Here is a 19,550-nt window from a genome sequence, read left to right as displayed (position 1 = left end):
GGTCGTTGCTCTTACTATTAATAGCGCCGCGTTCACCTATTTAGGATACTGCCATGAGCCAACCCAATACGCCATTAACGCTGCTGGGCGATTTAACCCCAGAAGACTTTTTGGCCAACTACTGGCAACAGAAACCGCTGCTGATACGTGGCGCTATTCCCGAATTTATCAGCCCTATCGACCCTGATGAGCTAGCGGGTCTCGCCTGTGAGCCAGGCGTTGAAGCTAGGCTAGTCGAGGAAGAAGGCCCCGATGGTCCCTGGCAGGTATCCCATGGGCCATTTGACGATGCCACCTTTGAACGGCTTCCAGAAGACAACTGGAGCCTGTTGGTACAGGCTGTAGACCACTACGTCCCCGCCGTTGCGGCGTTAATGGATGAGTTTGATTTTCTGCCCCGCTGGCGGTTGGACGACATCATGATCAGCTACGCACCGCCTGGCGGCAGCGTTGGCCCACATATCGATCAGTATGATGTGTTTTTACTGCAAGCCAGCGGCCACCGTCGCTGGCAGCTGGGTGGCAAGCAGTCTGACGATGCACCGATCATCCAAGGAATCGACCTGCGCATTCTGGAAACCTTTGAAGTAGAAGCAGACTCCGACTGGACGCTAGCCCCCGGCGATATGCTCTATCTGCCCCCTGGCTGGGCACACCATGGGGTTAGCCAAACCGATGACTGCATGACGATATCGGTGGGCTTTCGCGCGCCCTCAGCAGATGAAGCTATTACCTCCTACGCTGATTATCTCGGTGAACAGCTGCCTGCCTCCCAGCGGTATAGCGATGCAGGTATGTCACCCGCCGAGGAAGTGGGTGAACTGGATGATGCTGCCGTTGAGCGTATGCGGCAGTTTATCTTGGAAACCCTGGATCAGCCGGAGCAAATGGCGCAATGGTTTGGCCGCGTGATGACACAGCCAAAATATATTGACCAAATTGTGCCGCTTGAAGAGCCGATGAACGAAGACGACCTTGTTGCTCAACTACAAGGCGGTGAGCCACTGTTTCATATGCCGGGTTCTCGCTTTGCATGGCGCAGCGATGCCTCCGGCACTACGCTGTTTGTTGACGGCGATGGCCATGCCTGCTCTGAATCACTCGCTAAACGACTTGCAAATCCCATGCCCATTCGGGCTGATGTGCTGGAGCTAAGCGGGGCCGCCGCGCTTGTCACGCAGCTTATCAACACGGGCAGCCTAGGCTTTATGGGCGAAGAAGATGAGGAGTAACGGTGCGTTCTGAAGACATCATCAGCGGCGATTGGCACACGCTAGGGGATGCGGCTTCCGCTATTCGCTCTACGGTGTTTATCGACGAGCAGCGCGTACCCCAAGAGGAAGAGTGGGATGGCCGGGACCCTGAGTGCCACCACTTTTTAGCCACGCTGGATGGCCAACCGGTGGGCACCGCCCGCTTGCTACCCGATGGCCATATCGGTCGGGTAGCGGTGCTCTCCAGCGCCCGCGGCAAGGGAATTGGCATTCAGCTGATGGAGGCCGCCATTCAAGCCGCGCGTGACGCTGGCCATACAACTGCCGAGCTAAGCGCCCAATTACATGCGCTGGCGTTTTATGAACGCCTAGGCTTTGTGGCCTATGGGGATGTATTTATGGACGCTGGCATTCCTCACCGCCACATGGCACTAACGTTGTAAGAAGCTCTATCGTCTAAGGCAGGCTGACGCGCCACCCCGCTGGGTGGCGCTTTTTTTGGCCTATTCGTCATGCCCTGACGGAAAACGACTACACAAACGCGGCGTTATGCCTAGGCCCTGTAGTCGAGTTACAACCCCTTCTGCCCCCAAGTGTCAATTGTTCAATACGTCCGACTGGTTGATAGTTGTTGCATTGCAGTACGGCGCATTCGATTGATTGCCCCATGGCTTTTTAGCGCATGCGACGTTCCGCTTAGAGACGTTTTTCTTAGAGACGATTATCTAAGCGACACAGCAACTTAAATAAGTAACTCTGAAACAACTTCGCAAGTGCAGCATAAGCGTTAGCTAACGTCACTTGCGATATCGCTATCACGACCCCGGAGGTATCAGCTCATGTCAGGACTTCTCGACGATATTAAAGCCATCGCCCAACTACGCGAAGCACAAGGCGGTAAATGGGAAGCGATCAAGCCAGAATACGCCGCTCGTATGCGTGCCCAAAACCGCTTTCACACCGGCCTAGATATTGCCCGCTACACCGCAAAAATCATGCGTGAAGACATGGCGGCCTACGACGCTGATACATCAAAGTACACCCAATCGCTGGGCTGCTGGCACGGTTTTATCGGCCAACAAAAGCTGATCTCTATTAAGAAGCACTTTGGCACCACCAAGCGTAGCTACCTCTACCTCTCCGGTTGGATGGTTGCCGCGCTGCGTTCTGAGTTTGGCCCGCTGCCCGACCAGTCCATGCACGAGAAAACCTCTGTTGCCAACCTGATTGAAGAGCTTTACACCTTCTTGAAGCAGGCAGATGCGTGGGAACTTAACCACCTCTTCCGCGCACTGGATGATGCCAAAGAAGCCGGCGATAGCGCTAAAGAGAAAGAGCTGATCAGCAAAATCGATAATCACGAAACGCATGTCGTGCCGATTATTGCCGACATCGACGCTGGTTTTGGTAACGCCGAAGCGACTTACCTGCTGGCCAAGAAGTTTATCCAGGCGGGCGCGTGCTGCATCCAGCTGGAAAACCAGGTATCTGACGAGAAGCAGTGTGGTCACCAGGACGGTAAAGTGACCGTTCCCCATGAGGACTTCCTGGCCAAAATCAACGCTGTGCGTTACGCCTTCCTAGAACTAGGCGTAGATGATGGTGTGATCGTGGCACGTACTGACTCACTAGGCGCAGGCCTAACGCAGAAAATCGCCGTGACCAACGAGCCAGGTGACCTGGGCGATCAGTACAACAGCTTCTTGGATGGCGATGTCATCGAGAACGCTGCCGACATCAACAACGGCGACGTGGTTATCAAGCAGAACGGCAAGCTGGTTAAGCCCAAGCGTTTGGCATCAGGCCTTTACCAGTTCAAGCCCAACACCGGTGAAGACCGCGTTATTCTGGACTGTATCACCAGCCTGCAAAACGGTGCTGACCTGCTGTGGATCGAAACCGAGAAACCCCACGTTGGCCAAATTGCTAGCATGGTTAACCGCATTCGCGAAGTGTGCCCGGATGCCAAACTGGTTTACAACAACTCACCGTCTTTCAACTGGACGCTGAACTTCCGCCAGCAAGTATTTGATGCGTGGGAAAAAGAAGGTAAAGACGTTTCTGCTTACCAGCGTGACAAGCTGATGAGCGTTGAGTACGACAACACTGAACTTGGCCAATTAGCTGATGAGTGGACACGTAACTTCCAGCGCGATGGCGCCCGTGAAGCCGGCATCTTCCATCACCTGATTACGCTGCCGACTTACCACACCGCAGCGCTTTCTACCGACAACTTAGCGAAAGGCTACTTTGGCGATGAGGGTATGCTAGCCTACGTGAAAGGCGTTCAGCGTGAAGAGATCCGCCAAGGTATTGCAACGGTTAAGCACCAGGATATGGCAGGCTCTAACATTGGCGACGACCATAAAGAGTTTTTCCACGGCGATGCCGCTTTGAAAGCTGGCGGTAAAGACAACACGATGAATCAATTTGGTTAAGTCGTACCAACCCAGCCATGAAGGCTAACCAGCACACCAAAGGGGGCGAAAGCCCCCTTTTTCGTTCTTGTTAATCACTCGGCCGCCCGACTGTTCGTGCAAACGAGTGAAACGACGCTGTGCATATGCAACGTATTTGCACACTGTTTGCGTAATATACCGCTACACAACACTTTATGACCTTTTTTACTGACGGCTGGTCAAAGCTCTACGCTTCCGTTATCTTTTAACGAACGCTGTTCTATTATCATGATATCCGTTGCAGCCCATTGCGCTGAGACACTGGAGGTTTTAATGAAACGTCTACTACCCGTTGCTGCGTTAAGCATTCTGACATTGGCGGGCTGTGCCAATACGGCTCCTTATTCAGGCGATGTATACCGCGGCAGCCAGGCCCAAACCGGCCAAAGCGTTGCGTACGGCACCATTGTCGCAGTACGTCCGGTACAAATTCAGGCAGATAGCCGTACCGGCGGCCTGTTAGGCGGCGGCGGCGGCGCGGTTATCGGTGGTCTTTTAGGTAATCAGATAGGCGGCGGCACCGGTCGTCAGTTGGCAACAGTGGCAGGCGCGTTAGGCGGTGCGGTCGCTGGTACGGCAGCCGAAGACCGCGTTAATCGGGTTCGCGCTCTGGAAATGGAAATCCGCCGCGATGACGGCACCGACGTTATTGTCGTTCAGCGTGCCGATCGTCAGTTCCAAGCGGGCCAGCGGGTTCGCTTGATTGGCAGTGGTGCCAACATGAGCGTTGCGCCCTACTAAGCTCCTGCCATAGCGCACATTTCTATCTGTGCTCTAAATGCGAAAGCGCCCGACCAGCTAAGCTGATCGGGCGCTTTTTTTTATGGCTGCGCTGATGTTTAGTGCGTTGCTTTGCTGCTCGCCCAGTTTGCTAGCTTCATAACAATAAGACCAATGATTGCCAGCAAAATAACCACAAGCAAAATATCCACCGGGCGGACAAGCGTGGTGGCACCTAGCACGGCCATCGCACCAATCCAAAGGTAGCGATTTTCACCGTGCGTTTTTAAAACGCTGGGCAGCATCTTATCAAGCCCTTGGCTGACACCGCTGTCCCAACGCTTATGGGCAAAGTAGGCGATCAGGACAAACGCGATGACCCAAATCAACAAGATCGTCATGGAAAACTCCGTTGAAGGTTGTCTAAAAGAGGGAAAAAGTTGTGGCTGTAGAGTATCCCCGCACACCGCAAGGCGCAATACCGCCAAAGGCCAGTAGCGGGAAAAACCCGGCTTACCCCCTGACAAGCCAGCCCACACGCGTTACCATATTGGGACATGCACTCACCGAAAGGTTATTCAATGCAAATTGCGCAAAACTCGGTTGTCGCGTTCCACTATACCCTGACCAACGATGCAGGTGAGGTGCTTGACAGTTCCGAAGGCCGCGAGCCGCTGACGTATCTCCACGGCGCTGGCAACATTATCCCAGGCTTGGAAAAAGAACTCGAAGGCCGTGCAGCGGGCGACAAACTCAATGTCACCGTTTCACCCGCCGAAGGCTACGGCGAAGTTCAAGAGCAGCTGATGCAAGAAGTACCGCGCGATGCTTTCCAGGGCGTTGAAAGCATCGAGCCGGGTATGCAGTTCCAGGCACAGACCCAAGGCGGCCCGTTAATGGTCACCGTTAAGAAGGTTGAAGGCGATACGATTGTTGTCGATGGCAACCATCCGCTCGCTGGCCAGCAGCTCAACTTTGATGTTGAGATCGATACTGTTCGTGAAGCCAGTGCAGAAGAAGTCGAGCACGGCCACGTGCACGGCGAAGGTGGCGTCGAGCACTAAGCGGCTCGAATGCGATCAAGGGGCGGCCAATGGGCCGCCTTTTTTTATAGGCACGGTTGGTGCTCACTCGTCAGGAATCAGCACGAGCTGGCCGTAACGCACGCTGCGCGACGAAGTCACTTCATCGGAAAACTGTTTCAAAGCGCTTCCCTGCCCTTTTAGCAGCGCCACTTCCAGGCAGCTATCGTGATTGATATGAACGTGCAGGGTTGAAAGCGTCAGATCGTGGTGATCGTGGGAGTGGCGAGTTAAGCGCTTGGTTAAGTCCCGTGCGGCATGATCGTAAACATAGACCAGCGCCCCCATGCACGGCGCATCAGGCGCCACCTCCTCTTTGGCCTGTTTTAGCCCGCTACGGGTTAAATCACGGATGGCCTCCGAACGATTTTGATAGCCCCGCAGCCCCATCAGCGCATCAACTTCGCTTAAAAGCTCCTCGTCCAGCGTCACTGTTACCCGCTGCATACTCCCTCCTTCGCCGATTGGGTGTGGTGCACTGCCGCAACTTCCAGCGCTGATAGTATGATGTTATTGTGAAAACATCATACCTTTAAGTGAAAAGGCTCAGCTATGCTCCGCTTTAAACGCCCCCTACTACTGGGACTGACCACTACCTGCTTAGCGTTGAGTACCACACTGCAAGCGAAAGATCAGCTTGTACTTGCCATTGGTGGTGAGCCCGAGCAAGGGTTCGATCCTCTATTAGGTTGGGGCCAGTATGGCAATCCGCTGTTTCAGGCAACGTTGCTATCCCGCGATCATGACCTTACCCCTAACCCTGCGCTTGCTACGGCGTGGTCGCTGTCAGAAGACCGCCTCACCTGGACGCTCACCCTACGTGACGATGCCTATTTTTCGGATAACACACCGCTAACGGCGAGAGATGTTGCCTATACTTTTAATGCAGCGTCCCAGGCAGGCGGGCGAGCCGACCTTAGCGCGCTACAAGAAGCCCGCGCCATTGATCGATATACCGTTGAGCTGACCCTGAAAGCACCCCGCATCACCTTTATCGACCAGTTAATGACCCTAGGAATTGTGCCTGCCGCAGAGCGGGACAATGGCTATGGCGATCATTATGGTCGACAACCCCTTGGCGCTGGCCCTTACCAACTGGTGGAGTGGCAGGAAGGCGAACAGCTCATCGTTGAGCGTAACCCCTACTATTACGGTGAACCACCTGCCTTTGAGCGGTTAGTGTTTCTATTTACCGGGGAAGACACCACCTTAAGTGCCGCGCACGCCGGGCAAGTTGACCTCGCGGCGCTGCCACCGGCGCTGGCGGCCAATATTCCTACCCATATGCAGCGGATAGTGATGGAGAGCGTAGACAACCGCGGCATCTTGTTCCCAATGCAGCCTGCGAGCGGTGAACGCGCACCTTCAGGCGCTCCTATTGGTAATGATGTCACCGCCGATATGGCTATCCGTCGGGCAATTAACCTAGCCCTTGATCGAGAAACGCTGGTAGACGTTGCCCTACATGGCTATGGCCGCCCTGCGTTTGGCCCTGCCGACGGTTTGGCATGGAGCCATACAGAGGAAGCGTTTGATGCGCCTAACCTTACGCGTGCGCATGCCCTTTTAGATGACGCAGGCTGGGAGCTTCGTGCAGACGGGCTGCGCTACAAGGGCGGCCAGCCTGCGCGCTTTCGCTTAACCTACCCGGCTAGCGATACGACGCGCCAATTACTCGCCCAGGTGAGTGCCGACATGGTGGGCCCCTTGGGGATTGAGATGCAGCCCACAGGTCGCCACTGGGACGAAATACAGCGCGAGGCGCTTCACCAGGATGCCATTGTGTTCGGCTTTGGCAGCCACAGCCCCCAGGAAGTGTACTACTTGTTTCATAGCCAGCACGCGGGCTTTGGCTTCTATAACAGCGGCTACTACGCTAACCTTACGGTAGACCGCCATTTAGACGCGGCTCAAACAGCGGCTGACCAGGAAACCGCCAACCAACATTGGCAGGCTGCCCAGTGGGATGGCGAAACCGGCTACGGTAGTCGTGGTGATGCAAGCTGGGCATGGATGGTTAACCTTGCTCACGTCTATGCTGCCCACCGCTGCCTAGAGGTTGGCGAGCTGGGTGTCGCTCCCCACGGCCACGGCTGGCCCATTACCGCCAACCTTCAGGATTGGCGCTGGGCATGCGATTAACCCACTGGCTAGCCTACCGCTGTCTGCGCTTAACACTGGTACTGTTTTGCGTCGCCGCGCTGTCGTTCGGGCTCATGATGCTGTCCCCCATCGACCCGGTAGACGCCTACCTCGGCCCGCAAATGGCCCAGGTGAGCCCTGAGCAGCGCGCCCTCATTGCAGAGCGCTGGGGCTTTGAAGCACCTCCGGCGGTTCAGTTTGGCCACTGGCTACGTCAACTGCTCAGCGGCGAACTTGGCTGGAGCCATATCTACAACCAGCCGGTCAGCGAGGTCATCAGCCAGCGCTTTTCCCGCTCCATTCTACTCCTTGGCAGCGCCTGGTTGCTCTCAGTGCTGGTGGGCCTAGCACTCGGCATTATGGCAGGCGCCAAAGAGGGGTCTACGCTTGATAAAGTGATTAGCGGCTATGCGTATATCACCGCCTCAACCCCCACTTTTTGGCTCGGTATAGTAGGCGTACTGCTGTTTTCGGTGTACCTGGGCTGGACGCCTATCTGCTGCGCAGGCCCACCGGGGATGCTTATCCAAGAGGTCAGCCTACTCACCCGACTGCATCATTTAGCGCTTCCCGTTGCGACATTGACACTCTTAGGCATTGCCTCTATCACGCTCCATACACGCACGCGCATGATTGCGCTGATGCGCTCCGAAATTGCCACCCATGCCTTTGCCCAGGGGGCCAGCCGTATTGATATTGCCTGGCGCCACGGTATTCGCCACGCAAGCCTCCCCGCACTGACCTTAGCGTTTGCCTCTTTGGGCGAGCTGTTTGGCGGCGCCATTTTAATCGAACAGATTTTTGCCTACCCAGGGCTTGGGCAAGCCACCGTTGAGGCAGGGCTGCGTAGCGATGTCCCCCTGCTATTGGGCATTGCGCTCTTTACCGCGCTGTTCGTCAGCGTAGGTAATCTAATCGCCGATAGCCTTTACCACCTGGTTGACCCACGTATCGAGCAGGGGCACCTATGAGTCCCTCCCAACCGCGCCTTTATGCTGTGAGCTATCTCGCACTGGCTGCCGTTATGTTGAGCATGCTCATCGCAAGCCCCTTATGGCTCGGAGAAGCACCTCAGCAAATGCAGTTTGATGCGCGCCTTGCACCGCCCAGCGCCAGCCACTGGCTAGGCACCGATGCGCTGGGCCGTGAGCTATGGGCACGCACCCTGGCCGGGCTTCGGTTAAGCTTTTGGGTCGGTATCAGCGCGGCACTGCTGGGCACCGCCATTGCGTTAACCTTGGCCGCCATCGCCACGCTGTCCAGTAAACTTGATGCGCTGGTCAGCTTACTGATCGATACGCTGCTCAGCGTGCCGCATTTGATTTTACTGCTGCTAATTGCCTTTGCACTGGGCGGAGGCACCCAGGCAGTCATTATTGCCGTTGCCCTTACCCACTGGCCAAGCCTAGCAAGGGTGCTGAGGGCTGAGCTACTCACCCTGCGACATGCCCCTTACGTGCGTATTTCACGCTCGCTGGGCAAATCCCGCGGGTTTATCCTGCGGCGTCATTTATTACCCCACGTACTGCCCCACTGCCTTGTCGGTGCCCTACTAATGTTTCCCCACGCCATTTTGCATGAAGCCGCCCTCACGTTTTTAGGGGTTGGCCTAGACCCCAACCAGCCGGCCATTGGGGTATTACTGGCGGACGCCATGCGCTATATCACCGCAGGCTACTGGTGGCTTGGGGTGTTCCCAGGGTTAGGGCTGCTGCTGCTAGTGCTGTGCATTGATCGACTAGCGTTTACGTTACGGCGGGCGCTATAGCGCAGTGGCATCACTGCCTGCTGTCACCCACTCAAGGAGCCTGTTGTGCTGCATATTGATCGTCTCACGCTACAGCTGCCCTACTACCAGCCCTGGTGGAAACGGCAATGGGCTACCTGTTTTGAGCAGATATCGTTAAGTCTTGTGCCAGGAGAAGTACACGCTATTGTCGGAGCCTCCGGTGCGGGAAAGAGCCTGCTCGCCTACGCGATTATGGGCTTACTGCCTGAAGGTGCCAAAACCAGCGGTCAGCTTGTTTTTCAGTCTGAACCGTTAACGCCTGCCCGCCAATGCGCGCTTCGCGGGCACCAGCTTGCATTAATCCCCCAATCACTCAGCGCACTCGACCCGTTAGTCCGCAGCCAGCGCCAGGTAAGCTGGGCAGCTCGCCGCGCGGGGCACGCGAAAGCCAGTGCCTGGCAAAATGCGGGTAAAGCGCTCGCTCACTACCAGCTAAATGACGATGCACAGAATGCCTTCCCCCATGAGCTTTCGGGCGGTATGGCACGACGAGTACTCACCGCCATGGCCCACGTTAGCCACGCGCAGCTGATTATTGCCGACGAACCCAGCGTTGGGCTGGATCCGCTGCAGCGTGAGCGCGTGATGGCAGCACTGAAAGCACTGGCCGATCAAGGCAAGGCCGTCATGTTGATTACCCACGATTTACGTCACGCTCTGCCCATTGCTGATCAGGTGACGATTATGCGCCAGGGGCAGCGCATAGAAACGACGACCGCCTGCGCCTTTCAAGGCAGCGGTGAGCGCCTTCAAAGCCCTTATGCCCAGGCCCTATGGCAAGCGCTGCCGGACAATGCCTTTTGCCTTGGCCCAAACGATTTAACCGATAGGGTAGATAGTCAGGAGACGAGCGTTGCTTGAAGTTCATCACCTACAGTTTGGCTTTCGTCCTGACGAGCGGCTGCTACATGATATTTCACTCACCCTGAATAAAGGGGAGTGGTTAGGGCTAAGCGGTGATTCAGGCGCGGGGAAATCAACCCTTGGCAAGCTGTTAGCAGGGCAGCTTAGCCCGCAGAAGGGGCGTATTTGTGTAGAGGGCAGGCCGCTTCCAGCCCGTGGGTTAAGCCCAGTGCAGTGGCTGCCGCAGTCGCCCGAGCTTGCTGTTAACCCACGCTGGCGAGTCGGTAAAATCCTTAATGAGGCATGGACGCCGCCAGCAGCGCTTCTTCAGGCGTTTGGCATTCAGCCTGCTTGGCTATCGCGCTTCCCCCATGCACTATCCGGTGGAGAATTACAGCGCATTTGCGTGTTAAGAGCCTTAGCACCCGGCGTGAAGTACTTAATTGCCGATGAAATCTCCACCATGCTCGACCCCATTACCCAGGTCGCGCTATGGCAGGCACTCAAAACATACGCTGAACAACACCGGCTAGGCGTACTGGTCATCAGCCATGATACGGCCCTGTTGGAACGCCTATGCCAGCGGCGCTGCCACCTTACTCATGGCACCTTCGCTACTAGCGCGTAAGCGCGCGACGCTCAAAGCGCCACATGCCGACGCCAATGCTCAGAGTAACCGTCAGCAATAGCCAGGAGCCTACGGCCACCCCCTGCCACTGCCCCCACCGCCAGAAAGACTCCAGCCAAAACCCTCCCACGCTAGCCCCCAAATAGTAGAACACCAAGTAGAGTGCCGAGGCGCTGCCCCGCGCGCCCTGGGCATAACGGCCTACCCAGCTAGATGCCAGCGAGTGGGCCAGGAAAAAGCCAAACGCATTGATGGTTAAACCGACGATAATCAACACCAAACTATCAGCGAGCGTGACCGCCGTGCCGAACATCAAAATAACTACCCCTGTGCTGATACAGCTAGCAGGAGAAAAGCGCCCGGCTAATCGGCCTGAAACGGTAGAGCCAAAGGTGCCACCGAGGTAAGTGAGGAAAATTAACCCTAGGCCGCTGGCGGCTAAGTGGTAGGGCTCGCCCGCCAAGCGAAAGGTGATATAGCTATATTGATTGATAAAGATAAGAAAGTTAATGCCGCCTAAGCAGTAGGCTGCCAACAGTACGGGGGTGCGCAGATGGCCCAGCAAATCCCCCATTGCTTGGCGCAGTTTAAAACGCTTGGCGGTAAAGGCGCGGCTATTGGGCAAAAGTTTCCAGAAAACCACACAGCCGACTATCGTCATTGCTCCAACCGCTAAAAAGGCCGCGGTAGGGCCGCCTACATCAGCGGCAACCCCGCCAACAATCCGCCCACTAATGCCACCTAGGGAGTTGGCACCGATGTAAAGCCCCACAGCGCCCAGTAACGCGGGCTTATCGAACTCATCCCCCATCCAGGCAATCGCAACGGCAGGCAAACCGCCTAAAACAAACCCCTGCAGTAGGCGCAGAAATAGAAGACTTTCAAAGGTCGGTGCAAACGCTAGCGCCAGTGAAAGGACACCCGCCAGCAGCAGCGTAATGCGCATGATGGCCTCTCGACCGATAGCATCAGAAAGCGGCCCAAAAACCAACAGCGCTAAGGCGAGTGAGAGCGTGGATACCGACATCAGTAGACTGACACCCAGGGTGGAGACCCCGTAAGCGTCTTTCAGCCCAGGCAACAGCGGTTGAGGCACATACAAATTGATGAACACAAGAAACGACCCTAAGCATAGGGCCGCCGTCGCGCGCCACCAGGCGCGCGTTTTGGCTTCGATCATGCCATTCCCACTATTAAACGCCGAGTATGAAAGCGGTGGTGGCACGCACTTACTGGGTAAAACGACTACCCAACTGGGCGAGGTTAGTCGGCTCTAAGGTGCGGCGTGACTGCCAGTAGTAGCGTTGCCAGTAGCTATTATCCAGGCTTGAAATAATCACACCTTTCGATGTGGAAGCATGGAGGAAATAGCCATTTCCAACGTAAATGCCCACATGGTTGTAAGCACCGGGTGGGCGGAAGAAGACCAGATCGCCCGCCTGCAGCTCTTGGCGGTCGATCGGGCGTCCCTCATGCACTTGTCCTCGGGTAGATCGGGGTAACTCAACGTTAAAGGTATCGCGGAAAACGTTTCTTACCAGAGCGGAGCAATCGATCCCTCGATCCGTCGTCCCGCCAATCCGATAAGGCGTACCGGCCCATCGCTGGTGCTGTTCTAACAGCGCTTGGCGAACAGCTGTTGGCGGAGGCGTCTGGAGGCTACGCAGATGTGCATCGATGGGATCAACGGGCGACATCTGAGGAGCGGCCCCCTCCATCCCCGGCAGCGACATCGCAAAATAATCTTCGGGGGCTTCCATGCCTTGGCGCGAGGCTGAACCAGCGCAGCCAGCTAAAAAAGCAAAAACGACACAAGCACTTACAACACGGACAGCGGTCACAGCGGGGTGTGGCAACGCAACCATGCGCTTAACCTCGTAACAGTATGGACAGTGAAAGAGAGTAAAGTATGACAAATCTCATTTTTCCAGCCTAAGGACTATAAGCTAATTATCTTATGTTTGGCGAGCATCAATGTAGCGTTCGCTGATCACCCGGCAAGGTATCAATATGCAGCGGCGCAAAATGGCGCGGCTTATTGCCAGGAAAATCGAGGCTCGACCACGGACCTGCTAATACCGGCGCTCCGCATATCCAAGCGACCATCGCCTGACGAAAACCCGCTAAAAAGCTGTCTCGTTCAGGGGTTTCTCCCATAAAAAATGAAAAACCTGCGTACATGCCTGCCGCGTACTCTTGCCAACCGGCGTAATGGTTGGCGGCTAATTGGTATGCGCGATCCAATACATCCGCGAAGGCTTTACGCTCCAGCCAGCCAAGCTGTCGAGCCGCAATGGCAAGGTCTACCAGCTGAGCAATATCCCAGGCCGCCATGTCCAGATCATTACAGCCATCTTCGTTGCTGCGCACACGGCGCAACCGCAGCAAATGGTGGCGCTCCTCTTCCGCACAGTCGCCCGACTCCAAAATAGCGATTTCAGCATCTAGGCGTTCAGGGTTAAGCGTGTAAGGCGCATAGTTAATCTGATACTCCTGCCGGTCGCCAGACTCCAGCATGAAGGTTAAAAACTCCTGCATGTCACTCGCACTGCTCAAATGGTAGTGACTTTCTACCCACTCGCGAATATCAGCGCACTCTCGCGGGCTTTCTACCTGAGGCTCGCTCCAAACCGCGCTATTGAGCGGCCCTACCAGCGACATCGCCGTAAAGTGACTTAGCGTTGGCCGCTCGCCGGGTTCACACCAAGCGTCGTGGCGCCAATCAAGCCAATGAAACAGGCTGCCAGGGTCATCCAGGTGCCATGCAATCTCGTTAATCAGCGAGTCGTGCTCAGGCTCGGGCAGGCAGCTCTCCCAAGCGAACCATGCATCCAACAAGCGCTTCGGCGTGGCATAAAAACGGCACAGGCAGCTACGCAGGGCGTTGGCGTATTCCATTAGTGGTGCTTGTTCAAACAGCCCGCTATCCAGCGCCATATGCAGATAAAAAGCGAACTTCTCCGCCATATGAATAGTCGCCGCATGGCGGCTCACGCCTCTCAAGGCATTGCGCTGCTGAAGCTCATCGGGCGTCGGTTGGCCAAACGGTGTTTGTGAAGGCGGCCTCACGCCGTGTACCGCATCCGCAGCCAGCTGATTAAGGTGATGCGCCTGGGCGGGCAGCCAGTAACGGGCTAATGCCTGATGGCCTTCATCAGCATGTAAGCCCAACGAATCTTGGAGGTAAATCGCGGCATCGGCGCGGCGCTGCTCAGCGATAGGTGCGGATGGATTAAGCTGGCGTAGCATGACATCAGGCTCGCGCACGCTCGCTAGCGCTAGCAGCCAGTGGTGCGGTGAATTGCGCCACTGCTTGATAAGCGTTCGAGAAGCGCTGCGCGTCGCATCATCCAGCAACGCCCCCAGCGAGTGCTTCCAGGGGCTATGGGGCGCGTGCATCAGCAGCTTATAGCGAACACTGGGCGTCATGCCTCGACGGTCGACCCCTTCGAACAGGCTTTGGCCACGTAGGTAAGCTTTCAACACGGCATGCCAATCGTGATAGCGGCGCCCTATTAAGTCGGCAGCGTGAGCCGCCAAGGCGTCAGCCTCTTCTTGACTTAGCCACTCACAGCAGGCCCCCGCCCAGGCCAACTCCACTACCCGAAGCCAGTCCCAGGCTGCCCACTCTAGCGGCTCACCTTCGCTGACAAACTTATTGAGTACCGGCGCATAGGGGGAGTCTTCAAGCACATTACGCTGCCACTCCAGCCGCTGTGCATTATCCATGGTCAGTAGTTCTCGGGCTTCAATATCCCAGCGTTGACGCTCACCCTGGGCGCTTAACCATAGAATAACCTCAAGTAGCTGTTCACGGCTGTGCACCTGCCAAATACGCTCTAACCATACAGGGGCATCAGGCCAGTCGATGGTAGTGGCCGGATAGCTCATCACCGGCCTGAACAGCGCACATAGCCGCCACGGCTGAGCAGCAGGCACCTGCGGCCATAGCGACGCAGGGTCAGGCAAGATTAACAGCTCGTGTTCAAGCGTCTCCCAGGTAATCCCTTCGCCTTCGCTCTCCAGGTCGGCTAACGCTTGACAGGCATCAATAAAGCGATCGTCAGCCCCCGTTTCCCAGCCCTTGGCGCCCAGCGCTCGGCGCAGATCCGAAAGCCAGGCCCGCAGGTCGCTGTATTCTGAGGTGATCCGCCGCGTTACGTGGTGGGCCCAGCGGGTGGCCTCTGCTTGGGATATCCAGCCCGCAGCACCCGCCAGCGCGGCCCACTCAAGTGCACCTAAAAGCCGATCGGCCTCACCCGAGGCTGCACCCAGGCCGTGGAAAAGCTGGTCGGCCAGCTCGCCCCGGTGGGCGATACCTAGCTGCTGTAGGCGCTGCTCAGCCGCCACTGCATCCACCGCCAGCGGGTGTGGAGTAAACGCCCAATCACACAGCACCAGCTGTTGGGCCCACCAGGCATTCAGCGCGTCGACCAAAAGACACCTCGAAGAAGCAGAAAACGATCAATGAAAGCCAAACAAAATGAAGCAGCCCTAACCAGGCTGCTAAAGCTGCATAGTGTAACGGAAACTTGTGCCAAGACCGATAGCAACGCCACAAAACAACGCTGCCCGACACAAAGGCCGGGCAGCGCATACAGGACAGGCTATGTGGCGCTAAGCGCTTTTGACTTTACTGATGACCCATAGCAAGACGACAGCACCGACGGTCGCCGTCACCAGCGAGCCGATAAAGCCACCGGCTTGAAGCCCTAAGAGGCTGAACAGGAAGCCGCCAACCAAAGCACCGACAATACCGACACCAATATTACCCAGCACACCGAAACCGCCGCCGCGCATGATGTTGCCAGCAATCCAGCCAGCTAAACCACCAATAATTAACCATGCAATAAAGCCCATAGTGCCTCCTTGATATTCACTTTGCTTGGGGTTTTATCTATCTACGTTAGCTACTTCATATAGCCAATGGTTTTACCTACGCATCGCGCTTGTCCTAACATAGCACACAGCGCTTATGTTCGGCGCACCGGATGCTTGCTCTCTATAAAGGAAATCCCATGATCCCCGATTCTCTCAAACAGCTCCTTAGCAACGTAGATGGCCAGCAACAGGCCAACTGGCAAGGGCGCGAGGTAGTGCTGTTCAAAATGGCCTGGGGAGAAATGGTGATCAGCCTTCAGGGCGCACAGGTTCTGCATTTTCAACCCACAGGCGATGAGGGCTGGCTATGGGTCACCCCTACGCCACAAGCGCTACCCGGCGCCATCCGTGGCGGCATTCCACTGTGCTGGCCGTGGTTTGGAGATGAGCGTTATGCCGATGAAAGCCCTGAACGTGATGGCCCCTTTCACGGCCTTGCCCGCCATGCCCAGTGGCACCTAGAAGCCGTGGATGAGCACGCCGAAGGCATCGAAGTTCACCTCTCCCCCGCTCAGCGACTGCATAGCGTATTGACGGCACGCGTGGTTATTCAAGCCAACGCCCAGCGGCTAAACGTTGAGCTGATTAGCGAAAACGTTGGCGATACCCCGATTAAAACCAGCGGCGCGCTGCATACCTACGTAGCCGTTGACGATACCCATCAATGCCGCCTGGAGGGGCTAGCAGGCGCGCGCTACCTAGATAAGCTGCGCGATTTTGCCGAAGACGAGCAACAGGGAACGCTGGCTATTCGCGGCGCGGTTGACCGCATTTACCACACCAATGAAGCCGTACTACTTAACGATGGAAAGCGAAGCCTACGCATCGCCAAACAGTCCAGTGATTCTACCGTCGTGTGGCACCCCAACAGCGAGCTACCTAGCGACACCCCCGCTGAGGCAGCACGCCACTTTCTGTGTGTAGAAGCGGCCAATACCCGTCTAGACCCGGTATGGCTGGTACCGGGTGCGCAACACCTACTAGGTACGACATTAAGCCGCGGCTAATTCGAACGTTAGTCATCACTGCCACATTAATTACTTGGTAATGTAGCCGTATCGAAAAGTGCCACGTAACTCAGACAAGGAGCTTCCATGAATCCTCAAGATTGGCTTGAGGCAGCCACGCTTGCGTTTAACCTAGTGGGAATGGTGGTGTGCTTGGTTGGCCTGACGCTCGCCCAAAAAATGTCGCGCAAATGGCCAGGCTATGTCATCGCAGTGATAGGCTTTCAAATTGCAACGATGCCGATGTTTTACCAGTTGGTGCTCATGCTGCGGCAGTAGCCGCTACGCTAATAGCACCCTTATTAGTTATATGATGCCTACGAGGCCTGTTTTATGCGCCAGCCGTTAAGCCGCGAATTGAGCAATTTGTTAGAGCGTGGCCGTGACCGTCAGCTACGGCTGGCGGTTACCGGGCTATCGCAAGCGGGAAAAACGGCGTTTTTGACCTCGTTAGTGAATCAGCTGCGCCACGCCGGGGTGGAGGCGCAGCTTGATTTGTTACCGGCAGCGCGCGAAGGGCGTTTATTAGGTGCGCAACGGCTGAACCAGCCAGACCTCGGCGTGCCGCGCTTTCCCTACGACCCTGGCATGGCCGCACTGCGCGATACGCCACCGCGCTGGCCTGAACCAACCCGCGGCATCAGCGAGCTGCGCTTGCAGCTGCGCTACCGGCCTGCGCAGCAGGGCTGGCTGACGCCAGACATCGCCCACCTAACGCTGGATCTGTTTGACTACCCCGGCGAGTGGCTGCTGGATCTCCCCCTACTGCAGCATGACTTTTATAGCTGGTGTCACGCCCAGTCGCAGCTTGAAGGGCCACACCGGAAAGCACTGTTTAGTGAATGGTTAGCCGAAGCGGAGCAGCTAGACCCCGCCGCAGAAGCGGACGAAGCCCAACTCGCCACGCTTGCAGAAGCCTATGCTCAAGGGCTAAGGCGCGCCAAGCAAGCGGGGTTTTCAGACCTCCAGCCAGGGCGATTTTTGCTGCCAGGAGAGCTAGACGGCGCGCCAGTGCTACAGTTTTTTCCGTTACCGGCGCTTCGCACTCCCAAAGAGACCCTGGAAGCACTGCCCGACACCAGCGTTTACGCCATGTTAGCGGCGCGTTTTCGCTACTATCAGCAGCAGGTGGTACGGCCTTTTTACCGTGACCACTTCCGCCGCTTTGACCGCCAAATCGTGCTGGTGGATGTGCTTGGCGCGCTTAATGCCGGGCCAGAGCGTTTTGAAGACCTTTCGAGAGCGCTGCGCCAGCTGATGCAAAGCTTTGATTACGGCAAACGCAGCCTGCTCACGCGCCTGTTTGCGCCCAAAATCGACCGTTTAGCCATTGCCGCTACCAAAGCAGATCACGTTACCCCTGACCAACACGGCAACGTGGTACAGCTATTAGAGGCCTTACTGGCAGAGCCACTCAAAGATCTACGCTTTGCTAACGTGCCGGTTAAAGCACTTTCGCTAGCGGCAATTCGCGCCACGGAAGCCCGCGAGGTCACCCATGAGGGTAAGCGCTCACCTGCTCTGCGCGGCACTACCTTAGAGGGTGAAGACGTATTGGTTTACCCCGGCGATGTGCCCGCCCGGCTACCCGCTGCCGCTTTTTGGCAGCAGCAAGGGTTCGACTTCCCCAGTTTTCGGCCAATGCCTACTCACTCAGAAGCGCTGGATCATATCCGTATGGACGCCGCCATCGACTGGCTGATTGGAGATAAACTGTCATGACTACCCCGCAGCCACGCCGTCATTTTACGCTGGATGACACGCCAGAAACGGCCGCTGAAGCAGCTTCGGCATTGCGCCAACGTGAAGCCTTTTCCGGCACCAGCGAGCATCACCCGCTGGCACCGTTGGCAGAAGAGCAAGCCCTGCCTGCCACCAGCTTAGGCGCACCGCGCAAGCGCCGCTGGGGGCTGCTATTTGCCCTGGGCGGCGGCGCTGCGCTTGGCACCGCCGAACTCGTCACCGGTATACCCGATGCACTCGCACAATCGCAATGGCTGGCCATTGCCTGGCAGCTGTTCGGGATTAGCCTGATTAGCTTAGGCGGAATCTCACTGCTTAAAGAGCTGGGGCGTTTGCACCGCCTGAAACGCCACGACAAACTGCGCGCCGACCTTGCCGAACTACCGCTGCGATCCCCACAGCAGGCCCGCGCCATGGCCGAGCAGCTTAGGCGCCAGCTAAAACTGGCCGATGATGACCCGCACTGGTTGGCCTTTCAGCGCGCCAGCCAGCCCCACCATAGCGGCGAAGAGCTCCAAACCCTGCTTCGCTATCACCTGCTTGCGCCCCGTGACCGTGAAGCCCAGCGTTTGATTACCCGCATGTCCGGTGAAACCGCCGTTATGGTCGCCATCAGCCCGCTCACCTTGGTCGATATGGCGTTAGTAGCTTGGCGCAGCCTCGCCATGGTTGATCGGCTATGCCGCCTATACGGCCTTGAGCTTGGCTACGCCAGCCGCCTGCGGCTGTTTCGCAACGTACTGCACAATATGGCGTTTGCCGGTGCTAGCGAACTCGCCACCGATGCCAGCATGGATATGCTCTCGCTCGATTTGGCAGGCAGGCTCTCCGCACGGGCAGGCCAAGGCCTCGCGACTGGGTTACTCAGTGCACGCTTAGGCCTTCGCGCCCAACGCCTCTGCCGCCCCGTGGCGTTTACTCAAGAAGAGCAGCCCAAACTTGCCGATCTGCGCCAAGACCTGTGGCGGCAGATCAAACGCCTGGATAAAGAACCGGTTCCCGCAGACAAGGCACGTGATTAACGCGATAGGTTGTTAACGGC

Annotated in this window: 20 protein-coding genes; 14 read left to right on the top strand and 6 right to left on the bottom strand. The window is 56.7% G+C overall.

Annotated features, from left to right (window positions below; translation table 11 throughout):
• The first annotated feature begins 53 nt into the window (after positions 1-53).
• The 4 genes from LG301_RS04430 (at position 54) to LG301_RS04415 (ending at position 4,414) form a co-directional block, all read left to right on the top strand.
• The gene (locus LG301_RS04430) at positions 54-1,232 is read left to right on the top strand and encodes a JmjC domain-containing protein (protein WP_404473801.1); all 1,179 of its coding nucleotides are present in this window, start codon (positions 54-56) and stop codon (positions 1,230-1,232) included.
• Positions 1,233-1,234: 2 nt separating this feature from the next.
• Positions 1,235-1,657, top strand: a complete 423-nt coding sequence (locus tag LG301_RS04425) for a GNAT family N-acetyltransferase (protein WP_404473799.1) — start codon at positions 1,235-1,237, stop codon at positions 1,655-1,657.
• A gap of 396 nt (positions 1,658-2,053) precedes the next feature.
• Complete coding sequence (locus LG301_RS04420) at positions 2,054-3,652, top strand: isocitrate lyase (RefSeq protein ID WP_404473797.1); 1,599 nt, start codon at positions 2,054-2,056, stop codon at positions 3,650-3,652.
• Between the two features lie 294 nt (positions 3,653-3,946).
• On the top strand, positions 3,947-4,414 hold the full coding sequence (locus LG301_RS04415) for a glycine zipper 2TM domain-containing protein (protein WP_404473795.1): 468 nt from the start codon (positions 3,947-3,949) through the stop codon (positions 4,412-4,414).
• Positions 4,415-4,512: 98 nt separating this feature from the next.
• Here the strand turns inward: LG301_RS04415 and LG301_RS04410 are convergent, their stop codons facing one another.
• Positions 4,513-4,794 carry a hypothetical protein gene (locus tag LG301_RS04410; protein ID WP_404473793.1) on the bottom strand — a complete coding sequence of 94 codons (282 nt, stop codon included), beginning with the start codon at positions 4,792-4,794 and terminating at the stop codon, positions 4,513-4,515.
• Positions 4,795-4,974: 180 nt separating this feature from the next.
• Between LG301_RS04410 and LG301_RS04405 the strand changes: the two genes are divergently transcribed.
• A complete protein-coding gene (locus tag LG301_RS04405; RefSeq protein ID WP_404473791.1) occupies positions 4,975-5,457 on the top strand; it encodes a peptidylprolyl isomerase in 483 nt (160 codons plus the stop codon).
• Positions 5,458-5,520: 63 nt separating this feature from the next.
• Here LG301_RS04405 and nikR read toward each other — a convergent pair whose 3' ends face one another.
• Positions 5,521-5,922 carry a nickel-responsive transcriptional regulator NikR gene (gene nikR / locus LG301_RS04400; RefSeq protein ID WP_404473789.1) on the bottom strand — a complete coding sequence of 134 codons (402 nt, stop codon included), beginning with the start codon at positions 5,920-5,922 and terminating at the stop codon, positions 5,521-5,523.
• 105 nt (positions 5,923-6,027) lie between these two features.
• Between nikR and LG301_RS04395 the strand changes: the two genes are divergently transcribed.
• Genes LG301_RS04395 through LG301_RS04375 form a run of 5 tightly spaced genes read left to right on the top strand, consistent with a single transcriptional unit; the run spans position 6,028 to position 10,877 of the window.
• The gene (locus LG301_RS04395; protein WP_404473787.1) at positions 6,028-7,617 is read left to right on the top strand and encodes an ABC transporter substrate-binding protein; all 1,590 of its coding nucleotides are present in this window, start codon (positions 6,028-6,030) and stop codon (positions 7,615-7,617) included.
• The gene (locus tag LG301_RS04390; protein ID WP_404473785.1) at positions 7,608-8,588 is read left to right on the top strand and encodes an ABC transporter permease; all 981 of its coding nucleotides are present in this window, start codon (positions 7,608-7,610) and stop codon (positions 8,586-8,588) included. Before LG301_RS04395 ends, LG301_RS04390 begins: the two co-directional genes overlap by 10 nt.
• Positions 8,585-9,385, top strand: coding sequence for an ABC transporter permease (locus LG301_RS04385; protein ID WP_404473783.1), 801 nt, complete (start codon positions 8,585-8,587; stop codon positions 9,383-9,385). Before LG301_RS04390 ends, LG301_RS04385 begins: the two co-directional genes overlap by 4 nt.
• Before the next feature lie 45 nt (positions 9,386-9,430).
• A complete protein-coding gene (locus LG301_RS04380; protein WP_404473781.1) occupies positions 9,431-10,267 on the top strand; it encodes an ATP-binding cassette domain-containing protein in 837 nt (278 codons plus the stop codon).
• Positions 10,260-10,877: an ABC transporter ATP-binding protein gene (locus tag LG301_RS04375; protein ID WP_404473779.1), complete on the top strand. Its 618-nt coding sequence runs from the start codon at positions 10,260-10,262 to the stop codon at positions 10,875-10,877. Before LG301_RS04380 ends, LG301_RS04375 begins: the two co-directional genes overlap by 8 nt.
• Here the strand turns inward: LG301_RS04375 and LG301_RS04370 are convergent.
• From LG301_RS04370 to LG301_RS04355, 4 genes are all read right to left on the bottom strand, one after another.
• Complete coding sequence (locus LG301_RS04370; protein WP_404473777.1) at positions 10,867-12,057, bottom strand: MFS transporter; 1,191 nt, start codon at positions 12,055-12,057, stop codon at positions 10,867-10,869. The two genes, LG301_RS04375 and LG301_RS04370, sit on opposite strands and share 11 nt — an antisense overlap.
• A 49-nt stretch (positions 12,058-12,106) precedes the next feature.
• Positions 12,107-12,742, bottom strand: a complete 636-nt coding sequence (locus LG301_RS04365; protein ID WP_404473775.1) for an NlpC/P60 family protein — start codon at positions 12,740-12,742, stop codon at positions 12,107-12,109.
• Between the two features lie 106 nt (positions 12,743-12,848).
• Positions 12,849-15,314: a YbeU/YbeR family protein gene (locus LG301_RS04360; protein WP_404473773.1), complete on the bottom strand. Its 2,466-nt coding sequence runs from the start codon at positions 15,312-15,314 to the stop codon at positions 12,849-12,851.
• A 180-nt stretch (positions 15,315-15,494) separates the two neighbouring features.
• Positions 15,495-15,737 carry a GlsB/YeaQ/YmgE family stress response membrane protein gene (locus LG301_RS04355; RefSeq protein ID WP_263065642.1) on the bottom strand — a complete coding sequence of 81 codons (243 nt, stop codon included), beginning with the start codon at positions 15,735-15,737 and terminating at the stop codon, positions 15,495-15,497.
• A 158-nt stretch (positions 15,738-15,895) separates the two neighbouring features.
• Here LG301_RS04355 and LG301_RS04350 point away from each other — a divergent pair, with 158 nt between their 5' ends.
• From LG301_RS04350 to LG301_RS04335, 4 genes are all read left to right on the top strand, one after another.
• Complete coding sequence (locus tag LG301_RS04350; RefSeq protein WP_404473771.1) at positions 15,896-16,765, top strand: D-hexose-6-phosphate mutarotase; 870 nt, start codon at positions 15,896-15,898, stop codon at positions 16,763-16,765.
• An 87-nt stretch (positions 16,766-16,852) separates the two neighbouring features.
• Positions 16,853-17,044, top strand: coding sequence for a hypothetical protein (locus LG301_RS04345; protein WP_263065644.1), 192 nt, complete (start codon positions 16,853-16,855; stop codon positions 17,042-17,044).
• Positions 17,045-17,098: 54 nt separating this feature from the next.
• Entirely contained in the window at positions 17,099-18,487 is a 1,389-nt protein-coding gene (locus LG301_RS04340; protein ID WP_404473769.1) for a YcjX family protein, read from the top strand.
• Complete coding sequence (locus LG301_RS04335; protein ID WP_404473766.1) at positions 18,484-19,530, top strand: YcjF family protein; 1,047 nt, start codon at positions 18,484-18,486, stop codon at positions 19,528-19,530. The genes LG301_RS04340 and LG301_RS04335 overlap by 4 nt, the downstream gene beginning before the upstream one ends.
• Positions 19,531-19,550: the final 20 nt, after the last annotated feature.

It is taken from the genome of Vreelandella venusta (genome assembly GCF_044809155.1).
GTDB classification, from domain to species: Bacteria; Pseudomonadota; Gammaproteobacteria; order Pseudomonadales; family Halomonadaceae; genus Vreelandella; species Vreelandella venusta_B.
This window is presented reverse-complemented; position numbering and strand designations above follow the sequence as displayed.